Origin of the sequence: Streptomyces sp. NPDC048269 (assembly GCF_040652395.1) — a bacterium.
Taxonomy (GTDB): domain Bacteria; phylum Actinomycetota; class Actinomycetes; order Streptomycetales; family Streptomycetaceae; genus Streptomyces.
Genome location: NZ_JBEZLW010000035.1, coordinates 51,635 through 63,421 on the forward strand (window position 1 = coordinate 51,635; position 11,787 = coordinate 63,421).

The window sequence follows — 11,787 nt, forward strand, 5'->3', positions numbered from 1 at the left end:
GTACGGGTACGGGCGGGTGCTGCTGGGCCCTCGCTACGCCTTGGGCACGCGGACGATCAGGGCGTCGCCCTGGCCACCGCCGCCGCACAGCGCGGCCGCGCCGACCCCGCCGCCACGGCGCTTGAGCTCCAGCGCCAGGTGCAGCACCACGCGGGCGCCGGACATGCCGATCGGGTGCCCCAGGGCGATGGCGCCACCGTTGACGTTCACCTTTTCCGGCGTCACGCCGAGGTCCTTCATTGACTGCACGGCGACCGCCGCGAAGGCCTCGTTGATCTCGATGAGGTCCAGGTCGGCGACCTCCAGGCCCTCCTTCTTCAGGGCGTGCTGGATGGCGTTCGACGGCTGCGACTGCAGGGAGTTGTCGGGGCCGGCCACGTTGCCGTGGGCGCCGATCTCGGCGAGCCACTCCAGGCCCAGCTCCTCGGCCTTCGCCTTGCTCATCACGACCACTGCGGCCGCGCCGTCGCTGATCTGCGAGGAGGTACCGGCGGTGATGGTGCCGTCCTTGGCGAAGGCCGGGCGCAGCTTGCCCAGGGACTCCGCCGTGGTCTCCGGGCGGATGCCCTCGTCCTGGGAGAAGACGACCGGCTCGCCCTTGCGCTGCGGGATTTCGACCGGGGTGATCTCGGCCTCGAAGACGCCGTTCTTCCGGGCGGTCGCGGCCCGCTGGTGCGAAGCGGCGGCGAACTCGTCCTGCGGGGCGCGCTCGATGCCCAGGCGGGTGTTGTGCTTCTCGGTGGACTCGCCCATCGCGATGTTCTCGAAGGCGTCGGTGAGACCGTCGTAGGCCATCGCGTCGAGCATCTCGATGGCGCCGTACTTGTAGCCCTCGCGGGACTTGGGCAGCAGGTGCGGGGCGTTCGTCATGGACTCCTGACCGCCGGCCACCACGATGTCGAACTCGCCGGCGCGGATCAGCTGGTCGGCGAGCGCGATCGCGTCCAGCCCGGAGAGGCACACCTTGTTGATGGTCAGGGCGGGGACGTTCATCGGAATGCCGGCCTTGACCGCGGCCTGGCGGGCGGGGATCTGGCCCGCACCGGCCTGGAGCACCTGCCCCATGATCACGTACTGCACCTGGTCGCCGGAGATTCCGGCCCGGTCCAGCGCGGACTTGATGGCGAAGCCGCCGAGGTCGGCACCCGAGAAGGACTTCAGCGAGCCGAGCAGCCGCCCCATGGGCGTGCGGGCCCCGGCGACGATCACTGAGGTGGTGTTGTTCGATCCGGACATGAGGCACAGCCCCTTGAGGATGAGGAGTGAACGAGGGTTTACCTGAATGTACTGAGCGGTACCCGCGCCGTCACCGGGCTGCCGGTGTGATCGCTGGCACGTTGCGTAACCACCCTCCTCGGCAGTGCACTGGTCCCATGCTGACAAGGATCGACCACATCGGGATCGCCTGCTTCGACCTGGACAAGACCGTCGAGTTCTACCGTGCCACGTACGGGTTCGAGGTCTTCCACACCGAGGTCAACGAGGAGCAGGGCGTCCGCGAGGCCATGCTCAAGATCAACGAGACGTCCGACGGCGGCGCCTCCTACCTCCAGCTGCTGGAGCCCACCCGCGAGGACTCCGCGGTGGGCAAGTGGCTGGCGAAGAACGGCGAGGGCGTCCACCACATCGCCTTCGGCACCGAGGACGTCCAGGGCGACTCGGAGGCCATCCGCGGCAAGGGCGTCCGCGTCCTGTACGACCAGCCCCGGACCGGCTCCATGGGCTCCTCGATCACCTTCCTGCACCCCAAGGACTGCCACGGAGTCCTCACCGAACTCGTCACCTCCAACCCCGAGCACTGATGGACCACTGATGGCCCGATTCCCCGGCCGGTAGAGTGGCCATGGCTCGGCCGGGGTTCGGTGCGGAGACGGGGGTCGGGGCCTGTGACCCCTGCCCCGGTATCTGACACCATTCCCCCGGGGGCGTCGTTCAGCGGGCGAGCGATGCTCATTTGGGAGTGAGCTTGCGACCAGGGGACGGATGGGACCGCGCTGTGCGGGGCTACGAAAGCCAGGAGAGCCATCAGGCCGAGGCCGATCACCTCTCGCGCTTCGAGGCCGAGATGGAGCGGCTGAAGAAGGAGCGCGGGAAGGCCGTCCAGCACGCTGAGGACCTGGGATACCAGGTCGAGGTGCTGCGCGCCAAGCTCCACGAGGTACGCCGCAGTCTGGCGTCCCGCCCCGCCTACGACGGCGCGGACATGGGGTACCAGGCGGAGCAGCTGCTCCGCAATGCCCAGATCCAGGCCGACCAGATGCGCTCGGACGCCGAGCGCGAGCTGCGCGACGCCCGGGCGCAGACCCAGCGCATCCTCCAGGAGCACGCCGAGCACCAGTCGCGCCTGCAGGCCGAACTGCACGCCGAGGCCGTCAACCGCCGCCAGCGGCTGGACCAGGAGCTCAACGAGCGCCGCCAGACAGTCGAGGCGCACGTCAACGAGAACGTGGCCTGGGCCGAGCAGCTGCGTGCCCGTACGGAGTCCCAGGCGCGCCGGCTCATGGAAGAGTCCCGCGCCGAGGCCGAGCAGTCCCTGAACGCCGCCCGCGCCGAGGCCGCCCGGGTCGCCGAGGAGACCCGGCGCCGGATGGCCGCCGACGCCGAGGCCGCCCGTGCGGAGGCCGAGGCCACCCTGCTGCGCGCCCGCAAGGAGGCCGAGCGGCTGCTGACCGCCGCCTCCGCGCAGGCCCAGGAGGCCACCGAGCACGCCGAGCGCCTGCGTTCCACCACCTCCGCCGAGGCGGAGCAGACCCGTCAGCAGACCCTCGACCTCGGCCGGGTGGCCGAGTCCCGCGTGCAGGAGGCCGACGCCGCGCTGCGCGAGGCCCGCGCCGCCGCCGAGAAGGTCCTCGCGGAGGCCAAGGAGAGCGCCGCCCGGCAGCTCGCCTCGGCGGAATCCGTCAACGAGCAGCGCACCCGTACCGCCAAGGAGCAGGTGGCGCGGCTGGTCGGCGAGGCCACCAAGGAGGCCGAGGCCCTCAAGGCGGAGGCCGAGCAGGCCCTGGCCGACTCCCGCGCCGAGGCCGAGCGGCTGCGCACCGAGGCCGGCGAGCAAGCCCGTACGGCCGCGGCCGAGGACACCGCGGCGCAGCTGGCGAAGGCCGCCCGCACCGCCGAGGACGTACTGAACAAGGCCTCGGAGGACGCCCGGGCCACCACGAAGGCCGCGTCCGAGGAAGCCGAACGGATCCGCCGCGAGGCCGAGGCGGAGGCCGAGCGGCTGCGCCTGCAGGCGGCGGCCACGGCCGATGAGCTCAAGGGCGCTGCGAAGGACGACACCGAGGAGTACCGGGCCCGTACGGTCGAACTCCAGGCGGAGGCCCGGCGGCTGCGCGGCGAGGCCGAGCAGCTGCGCGCCGAGGCCGTCGCCGAGGGCGAGCGGATCCGCGGCGAGGCCCGCCGCGAGGCGGTCCAGCAGATCGAGGAGGCGGCCAAGACCGCCGAGGAACTCCTCGGCAAGGCCAAGGCGGACGCGGACGAGCTGCGCGGCGGGGCCACCGCCGAGAGCGAGCGGGTCCGCGCCGAGGCCGTCGAGCGGGCCACCACCCTGCGCCGGCAGGCCGAGGAGACCCTGGAACGGACCCGCGCCGAGGCGGAGCGGCTGCGCGCCGACGCCGAGGAGCAGGCGGAAGCCGTACGGGCCGAGGCGGACGCGGCGGCTCTCGCCCGGCGCGCGGAGACCGAGCAGGCCCTCGCCGCGAAGCGGGCGGAGGCCGACGAGGAACTCGTACGGCTGCACACGGAAGCCGAGAACCGGCTGGGCACGGCGGAGCAGACGCTGCGCGACGCCCGATCCGCGGCCGAGAACATCCGCCGGGAGGCCGGCGAGGAGACCGACCGGCTGCGCGCCGAGTCGGCGGAGCGGATCCGCACCCTCCAGGCGCAGTCGGAGACCGAGGCCGACCAGCTGCGCACCGACGCGGCGCAGGACGCCGGCCGGGTGCGCGCGGAGGCCGAGCAGGCCGCCGTACGGCTGACCGGCGAGGCCGAGGCCGAAGCCGAACGGGTGCGCTCCGAGGCGCAGGAGACCGCGGACCGGCTGCGCGCCGAGGCGAAGGCGGCGGCCGAGCGGGTCGCCGCGGAGGCCGCGGAGGCGCTGGCCGCCGCGCAGGAGGAGGCCACCCGGCGCCGCCGGGAGTCCGAGGAGACCCTGGCGTCGGCGCGGACCGACGCGGAGAACGAGCGGGCCCAGGCCCGGGAGCAGAGCGAGGAGCTGCTGGCGCAGGCCCGCAAGCGTTCCGAGGAGGCGCAGGCCGAGGCGGTCTGGCTGACCGAGGAGGCCGAGCGGCGCGCGTCCGAGGTCGTGGCGGCGGCGGAGGCCACCGCCCAGCAGGTACGGGACTCCGTGGCCGGGCTGCACGAGCAGGCCGAGGAGGAGGTCGCCGGACTGCGCAGCGCGGCCGAGCACGCGGCGGAGCGCGCCCGGACCGAAGCCGAGGAAGAGGCCGGGCGGGTCCGCGCCGACGCGCACGCGGAACGGGAGCGGGCCACCGAGGACGCCAACCGGATCCGCAGCGAGGCGCGTGCCGAGACGGACGCGGCGAAGGCGCTGGCCGAGCGGACGGTCGGCGACGCGATCGCCGAGGCCGAGCAACTGCGCGGCGACACGGCCGAGTACGCCCAGCGGGTACGGACCGAGGCCACGGACGCGCTGGCGGCGGCGGAGCGGGACGCCGCCCGTACCCGGGCGGACGCCCGGGACGACGCGAACCGCATCCGTGGCGAGGCGGCGGAGGCTCTGGAGGCCGCGCGCACCGAGGGCTCCCGGATCACGGCCGAGGCGACGGCGGAGGCCGAGCGGCTCACCGAGGAGACCCTGGCGGCGAATTCGGCCACGGTCGGCGAGGCGACCGCCGAGGCGGAGCGGATCACCGCCGCGGCGGCGGCCGCGGCGGAGGCCACCCGCGCCGAAGCGGCGCGCACCCTGGACGAGGCGCGCGCCGAGGCCGAGCGGCTCACCGAGGAGACCCGGGCGGCCAACGCCGCGACGGTCGGCGAGGCGACGGCGAAGGCCGAGCGGCTCATCAAGCAGGCGGCGGACACGCTGGCCGCGGCCGAGCGGGACGCGGCGAGGGTGCTGGTCGACGCCCGTACCGAGGGCGACCGGCTGGTCGACGAGACCCGCGCGGCCAACGAACTCACGGTCGGCGAAGCCGCCGCGGAGGCGGAGCGGCTGCGCGCCGAGGCGGCGCGGACCCTGGACGACGCCCGTGCGGAGGGCGGCCGGATCATCGGCGAGGCCACTGCGGAGGCGGACCGCGTCACGGTCGCGGCGAACGAGACCCTGGCGAGCGCCGAGCGGGAGTCCGAGCAGACGCTGGACGAGGCGCGCGCCGAGGCCAACCGGCTGCGGACCGAGGCCGCCGAGCAGGCGGACCGGCTCATCACCGAGGCCGCGTCGGAGGCCGACAAGCTCACCACCGAGACCCGCAAGGCGAACGAGCGCACGGTCGGCGAGGCCGCGAACGAGGCCGAGCGGCTGCGCGCGGAGGCGTCGGAGGCGCTGTCCTCGGCACAGGAGCACGCGACGCGTACCCGGTCGGAGGCCGAGCGGGTCAAGGCGGAGGCCGCGAACGAGGCCGAGCGCATCCGTACGGAGGCCCGCGCGGAGTCCGAGCGGCTGCTGGACGAGGCCCGCGAGCAGGCCAACAAGCGCCGCAGCGAGGCCGCGGAGCAGGTCGACCGGCTCATCACCGAGGCCTCGGCCGAGGCCGACAAGCTCACCGCCGAGGCGGGCAAGCAGGCGCTGGCCGCCACCACGGCCGCCGAGGAGCAGGCCGACGCGATGGTCGACGCGGCCCGCAAGGAGGCCGCGCGGATCACCTCGGAGGCGACCGTGGAGGGCAACTCCCTGGTGGAGAAGGCCCGTACGGACGCGGACGAACTGCTGGTCGGGGCGCGCACGGACGCGTCGGCCATAAGGGAGCGGGCGGAGGAGCTGCGCTCCCGGGTCGAGTCCGAGGTCGAGGAGCTGCACGAGCGGGCCCGCCGGGAGTCGGCCGAGCAGATGAAGTCGGCCGGCGAGCGCGTCGACAAGCTGGTACGGGCTGCCACCGAGCAGAGCGTCGAAGCCGAGGCGAAGGCCAAGGCGCTGGTGTCGGACGCGAGCAGCGAGGCGAGCAAGGTGCGCATCGCCGCGGTGCGCAAGGCCGAGGCGCTGCTGAAGGAGGCCGAGCAGAAGAAGGCCGAGCTGGCCAGGCAGGCCGAGAGGGCCCTCGCGGAGGCGACGGCGGAGGCCGAACGTCTCGTCGAGGAAGGCCGTCGTGAGCTGGAGGTACTGGTGCGCCGCCGCGAGGACATCCAGGCGGAGATCTCCCGTGTCCAGGACGTTCTAGAGGCGTTGGAATCATTCGAGGCGCCTTCGGGTGGCGGAAAGCCCACGGTCGGCGGCCAGGGTGCGGGGGGCGTGAAGGCCGGCGCGGCAGCGGGTTCCACTCGTTCGGGTGGCAAGTCGTCGGAGGGGTAGTCAGCGCGCGGATTGTGTGGTCCTGATGAAGGTTCAGGCGAACGGGTGACAAGCATTCTGTCGCCTTGCCACTCAAAAGGGGTGTCATTGTCCAGATCAAACGTGGATTGACTCGATGACACGCCGCCCTGGCGCCTAGGATTCCCCTTAGACACCTCACGTAGCACCTCATCGGTCTCATTCGACAGGAACCCCATGAGCGACACTTCCTCCCCCTTCGGCTTCGAGCTCGTGCGGCGTGGTTACGACCGCGGTCAGGTGGACGACCGCATTACCAAGCTGGTCTCCGACCGCGACAGCGCCCTTGGACGTATCAACTCTCTGGAAAAGCGGATCGAGGAGCTGCACCTCGAAACGCAGAACGCCCAGGCCCAGGTGAACGACGCCGAGCCGTCGTACGCCGGCCTCGGCGCCCGGGTCGAGAAGATCCTGCGCCTGGCCGAGGAGGAGGCGAAGGACCTGCGCGAGGAGGCCCGTCGCGCGGCCGAGCAGCACCGTGAGCTGGCCGAGTCGGCTGCCCAGCAGGTGCGCAACGACGCCGAGTCGTTCGCCGCCGACCGCAAGTCGAAGGCGGAGGACGAGGGCGTCCGCATCGTCGAGAAGGCCAAGGGCGACGCCTCCACCCTGCGCGCCGAGGCCCAGAAGGACGCGGCCTCCAAGCGCGAGGAGGCCGACGCCCTGTTCGAGGAGACCCGCGCCAAGGCCGCCCAGGCCGCCGCGGACTTCGAGACCAACCTGGCCAAGCGCCGTGAGCAGTCCGAGCGCGACCTGGCTTCGCGTCAGGCCAAGGCCGAGAAGCGCCTCGCGGAGATCGAGCACCGCGCAGAGCAGCTGCGCCTGGAGGCCGAGAAGCTGCGTACGGACGCCGAGCGCCGTGCTCGTCAGACCGTGGAGACCGCGCAGCGCCAGGCCGAGGACATCGTGGCCGACGCCAACGCCAAGGCGGACCGTATCCGCAGCGAGTCCGAGCGCGAGCTGGCGGCACTCACCAACCGCCGCGACTCCATCAACGCGCAGCTGACCAACGTCCGCGAGATGCTGGCGACGCTGACCGGTGCGGCCGTCGCGGCGGCCAACCCGATCGTCGACGACGAGCCGGTCTCGCGCGGGGTCCCGGCACAGCAGAGCCGCTAGCAGTACAGCACCGTTCGGAGGGCCGGTGTCTACTCGCTGGTAGCGAAAAGGGCACATGTGGGGCCGCATGTCACCTGTTTGAGGTGGCGTGCGGCCCCTCGGCGTTCTAGCGTGGCCCGCATGATCGAGCTCGAGGGCCTTACGAAACGATTCGGCGCCAAGACCGCCGTGGACAACCTCAGCTTCCAGGTCAGACCGGGGGTGGTGACCGGCTTCCTCGGCCCCAACGGGGCGGGGAAGTCCACGACCATGCGCATGATGCTCGACCTCGACAACCCGACCAGCGGTACGGTCCGGATCGACGGGAAGCACTACCGGGACCTGCCGGAACCGCTGAAATACATCGGGGCACTGCTGGACGCGAAAGCGATGAACGGTGGCCGAACTGCATACAACAACCTTCTCTGCCTGGCCCAGTCGAACCGGATCCCGCAGCGCCGGGTCGCCGAGGTGCTGGACCTGGTCGGCCTGACGCCCGTCGCGAAGAAGAAGTCGAAAGGATTTTCGCTGGGCATGGGCCAGCGGCTGGGAATCGCCTCCGCACTGCTGGGTGATCCCAAAATCCTGATGTTCGACGAACCCGTCAATGGTCTGGACCCGGAGGGAATTCTCTGGATCAGGAATCTCATGAAGGGGCTGGCTGCGGAGGGAAGGACGATCTTCGTCTCCTCCCACCTCATGAGCGAAATGGCCCTGACGGCGGACCATTTGGTCGTCATCGGTCAGGGAAAGCTGCTGGCAGACCTGTCGATGGCTGATTTCATCCACCAGAACTCGCGGAGTTACGTCCGGCTGCGTTCGCCCCAGCAGGAGCGGCTCAAGGACGTCCTGCACGAGGCGGGCATCGACGCCATCAGCGTGCCGGCCACCGGCGCGCTGGAGATCGACGGCGTGGGCCCGGAGCGGCTCGGCGAGCTGGCCGCCCAGCACCAGATCGTGCTGCACGAACTCAGCCCGCAACGGGCTTCACTGGAGGAAGCGTTCATGCGCATGACGGCGGACTCCGTCGAGTACCACGCCCACGCGCCGGGCGCGCCCGTGCCCGTGGGCATGGCCGCCGACAATCCTTCCCGGCCGGCCGACGTCCCCGGCTGGGGCGCCGGCTACGAGGCGACGCGCAAGGGCGGTGAGTGAGCATGGCCTTCTCCGCCGTCCTCCAGTCCGAGTGGACCAAAATCCGTACGGTCGCCTCCACGAGCTGGACCCTCGCCCTCGCCCTCATCGCCACCGTCGGGTTCAGTGCCATCTTCTGCGCCCTGGTCAACGCGGGCTTCGACAGCATGAGCGAGATCGAACGGGCCACGTTCGACCCCACCCTGCTCAGCTTCAGCGGGATGCAGTTCGGCCAGCTGGCAATGATCGTCTTCGGGGTGCTGGTAGTCAGTACCGAGTACAGCTCGGGCATGATCCGCACCTCACTGGCCGCCGTACCCGGACGCGGGCGCTTCCTGCTGGGCAAGCTCGCCGTGGCCACGGCGCTGGCCCTGCTGGTCGGAGTGCTCACCAGCTTCGTGTCGTTCTTCCTCGGCCAGGCGATCCTGGGGAACCACGGCATCGGCATCGACGGGGAGAACGTCCTGCGCGCGGTGATCGGCGCCGGCCTGTACATGGCGCTCCTCGCCCTGTTCTCCATGGGCGTGGCCGCCATGCTGCGCAGCTCGGTCGCCTCGATCAGCATCCTGATCCCGTTCTTCCTGATCGTCTCGAACCTCCTCAGCGGTTTCGAAGCGACCCGTAAGTACGGCCAGTACCTGCCCGACAAGGCAGGATCCAAGATCATGCAGATCGTGCCGGACGCCATGGGAAGCTCCGAGACGCCCTACGGCCCCTGGGGCGGTCTCGGGATCATGCTGCTGTGGGTGGCCGCCTCGGTACTCGGGGGCTACCTCGTCCTCAAGAAGAGGGACGCGTGACGTCCGCACCCTCCTGAGGGACTACGGGTGATGCCCGGGTCGGTCTCAGGGGCAGCTCAGGGATCCGGCCCGGGACGGAACCACAGGAGACTCGATATCCTCTTAACCCTTACGCGGGCGAAAGTCGTCCCGGCCTGGTAAGGGGCAGCAAAATGATCGAGGCAGTCGGCCTGACCAAGCGCTTCGGCGCCAAGACCGCCGTCGACCAGCTGTCGTTCCAGGTCAGGCCGGGTCACGTGACCGGTTTCCTGGGGCCCAACGGCTCCGGGAAATCCACCACCATGCGCATGATCGTTGGCCTCGACCGGCCCACTTCCGGCCATGTCACGATCAACGGCCTCCCCTTCCGGGAGCTGCCGAACGCCCAGCGGCACGTCGGAGCCCTGCTCGACGCCAAGGCAGTGCACGGCGGCCGCCGGGCCCGCACCCACCTGCTCTCGATCGCCCAGCTCTCCGGGATCCCGGAGAAGCGGGTGGACGAGGTGCTGGCCGTGGTCGGCCTCCATGACGTCGCCCGGCAGCGTACGAAGGGCTTCTCGCTCGGCATGGGCCAGCGGCTCGGCATCGCCACCGCCCTGCTCGGGGACCCCCAGGTGCTCCTGTTCGACGAGCCCGTCAACGGGCTCGACCCCGAGGGCATCCTCTGGGTCCGCAACCTGATGCGCCGACTCGCCTCCGAGGGACGTACCGTCCTCGTCTCGTCGCACCTGATGAGCGAGATGGCGCTCACCGCCGACCACCTGATCGTGATCGGCCGGGGACGGCTGCTGGCCGACATGGGCACCCAGGAGTTCATCACGCACAACTCGGCCGGATTCGCTCGGGTACGCGCGGCCGACACTGATCCAGATGGCTGGGAGACGCTGGGTGCGACCCTCACCAAGGCGGGCGGGCGGGTCCTCCAGGAGCCCGGCGGAGCACTGCGCGTGACCGGGCTGGAGCTCCCCCGCATCTCGGACCTCGCGCACCAGGCCGGCGTACGGCTGTGGGAGCTCTCGCCGCACCGGGCCTCGCTGGAGGAGGCGTACATGCGGATGACCCAGTCCTCCCTGGAGTACACCTCCACCGACGACCCGCGTGCCGAGCTGTGGGAGCCGGAACCGCTGACCGTCCCGGCATGGGAGGACGAACCTGCCGCCCCCGAGATCCCCCGGACGGGGTTCTTCGCTCCCCCGCCACCCGGAGCGGGCAGCCGGCCCTTCCTGATGCCGGACAACCCCGGCGAGCTCGCCCAGGCCGCCCAGAACGACTCCGAGGAAGCCCGATGACCCCGCCGACGACCGCGGACCAGCCGAAGAGCTACAGCTCGCCGCTGCCGACACCGCGGCCGCACCTGGGACACGCCCTGGCCTCGGAGTGGACCAAGCTGATCTCGGTCCGCTCCACGCTGTGGACGCTCGGCTCGCTCGTGCTGACCGTCGTCGGCGCCGGCCTGCTGTTCGTGGTGCAGACCCAGGACCAGGACTACGCGGGCATCTCCTTCACCACGCCCGCCCTCTTCGGCCTGCTGATCGGGCAGCTCGCGGTGATCGTCCTCGGCGTCCTGACGATCACCTCGGAGTACGCAACCGGACTGGTGCGGACCACCTTCACCGCCGCACCGGAGCGGCACCGGGTGCTCACCGCGAAGTACCTCGTCTTCAGCGTCACGGCCTTCCTCGTCACCGCCGGGTCGGTCTTCCTGGTCGGGCTGGCCGCGGCGCTCGTGCACAACGGCTCCGCCGCCGGGCCCCACGCGGCCGCCGAGTGGTTCGGGGCGCTGGCCGGCATCCTCTACGTCACCCTCCTCGGGGTGCTCGCGCTCGCCGTCGGCGCGCTCGTGCGGCATTCCGCCGGGGCGGTCGCGGTGATGCTGGGCCTCGTCACGCTGCCGCCGGCGATAGGCGGCATGCTCAGCGCCTGGGAGTCGGCCGCCCCCCTGGGGCAATTGATCCTCCGGTACAACGCTCCGGTGGCCATGATGCAGCTGTTCGGCATGTCGGAGGGCGGCTCGGAGACGGCCGCGGCGCCCGCCGGCCTCGCCCACATGACGCTCATCCTGCTGGTCGCGGGCGGCGCGGTGGCGGCCTCGTACGTGGTGGTCGGCCGCCGGGACGTGTGAACGGGCGCCCGGACAGGGCCCCTGGGGAGGGTCGTCAAAGCAGCGAAGGCCAGCCAGACGGGACTTTGACGAGGCGACCTAGTGTTCTGAGTCTGGAGTTCTGTTCAGTTGTAGGCTTTCGGTATGGCGATGGGGCGGCCGAAGGCCGAGTTGGTGCTGACGGACGAGGAGCG

8 protein-coding genes are annotated in these 11,787 nt (G+C 71.5%); 7 read left to right on the forward strand and 1 reads right to left on the reverse strand.

Translation table 11 applies throughout. From position 1 onward, the window contains the following. Positions 1–33: 33 nt before the first annotated feature. The gene (locus AB0D48_RS28470; protein ID WP_362402958.1) at positions 34–1,236 is read right to left on the reverse strand and encodes an acetyl-CoA C-acetyltransferase; all 1,203 of its coding nucleotides are present in this window, start codon (positions 1,234–1,236) and stop codon (positions 34–36) included. Between the two features lie 137 nt (positions 1,237–1,373). On the opposite strand from AB0D48_RS28470, the gene mce reads away from it, so the two are divergent. The 7 genes from mce to AB0D48_RS28505 all read left to right on the forward strand — a co-directional run bounded on the left by mce (position 1,374) and on the right by AB0D48_RS28505 (position 11,614). Then, positions 1,374–1,802: a methylmalonyl-CoA epimerase gene (gene mce, locus AB0D48_RS28475; RefSeq protein ID WP_215020519.1), complete on the forward strand. Its 429-nt coding sequence runs from the start codon at positions 1,374–1,376 to the stop codon at positions 1,800–1,802. A gap of 194 nt (positions 1,803–1,996) precedes the next feature. Next, complete coding sequence (gene scy / locus AB0D48_RS28480; protein ID WP_362402963.1) at positions 1,997–6,466, forward strand: polarized growth protein Scy; 4,470 nt, start codon at positions 1,997–1,999, stop codon at positions 6,464–6,466. Positions 6,467–6,661: 195 nt separating this feature from the next. Then, the gene (locus AB0D48_RS28485) at positions 6,662–7,600 is read left to right on the forward strand and encodes a cellulose-binding protein (protein ID WP_030708181.1); all 939 of its coding nucleotides are present in this window, start codon (positions 6,662–6,664) and stop codon (positions 7,598–7,600) included. A 120-nt stretch (positions 7,601–7,720) separates the two neighbouring features. Further along, positions 7,721–8,734: an ATP-binding cassette domain-containing protein gene (locus AB0D48_RS28490; RefSeq protein WP_362402967.1), complete on the forward strand. Its 1,014-nt coding sequence runs from the start codon at positions 7,721–7,723 to the stop codon at positions 8,732–8,734. A gap of 2 nt (positions 8,735–8,736) precedes the next feature. Then, positions 8,737–9,513 (forward strand): ABC transporter permease subunit, encoded by a 777-nt coding sequence (locus tag AB0D48_RS28495; RefSeq protein WP_362402970.1) that lies wholly within the window; start codon positions 8,737–8,739, stop codon positions 9,511–9,513. A 152-nt stretch (positions 9,514–9,665) separates the two neighbouring features. Beyond that, positions 9,666–10,781: an ABC transporter ATP-binding protein gene (locus AB0D48_RS28500; protein ID WP_362402973.1), complete on the forward strand. Its 1,116-nt coding sequence runs from the start codon at positions 9,666–9,668 to the stop codon at positions 10,779–10,781. After that, complete coding sequence (locus AB0D48_RS28505) at positions 10,778–11,614, forward strand: ABC transporter permease (RefSeq protein ID WP_362402976.1); 837 nt, start codon at positions 10,778–10,780, stop codon at positions 11,612–11,614. The genes AB0D48_RS28500 and AB0D48_RS28505 overlap by 4 nt, the downstream gene beginning before the upstream one ends. Positions 11,615–11,787 lie beyond the last annotated feature (173 nt).

Bases quoted from the DNA above. Each gene is read 5' to 3' on its own strand.
- AB0D48_RS28490 (WP_362402967.1), top strand. From the start codon at position 7,721: ATGATCGAGCTCGAGGGCCTTACGAAACGATTCGGCGCCAAGACCGCC.
- AB0D48_RS28495 (WP_362402970.1), top strand. From the start codon at position 8,737: ATGGCCTTCTCCGCCGTCCTCCAGTCCGAGTGGACCAAAATCCGTACG.
- AB0D48_RS28485 (WP_030708181.1), top strand. From the start codon at position 6,662: ATGAGCGACACTTCCTCCCCCTTCGGCTTCGAGCTCGTGCGGCGTGGT.
- AB0D48_RS28500 (WP_362402973.1), top strand. From the start codon at position 9,666: ATGATCGAGGCAGTCGGCCTGACCAAGCGCTTCGGCGCCAAGACCGCC.
- AB0D48_RS28505 (WP_362402976.1), top strand. From the start codon at position 10,778: ATGACCCCGCCGACGACCGCGGACCAGCCGAAGAGCTACAGCTCGCCG.
- AB0D48_RS28470 (WP_362402958.1), bottom strand. From the start codon at position 1,236: ATGTCCGGATCGAACAACACCACCTCAGTGATCGTCGCCGGGGCCCGC.
- mce (WP_215020519.1), top strand. From the start codon at position 1,374: ATGCTGACAAGGATCGACCACATCGGGATCGCCTGCTTCGACCTGGAC.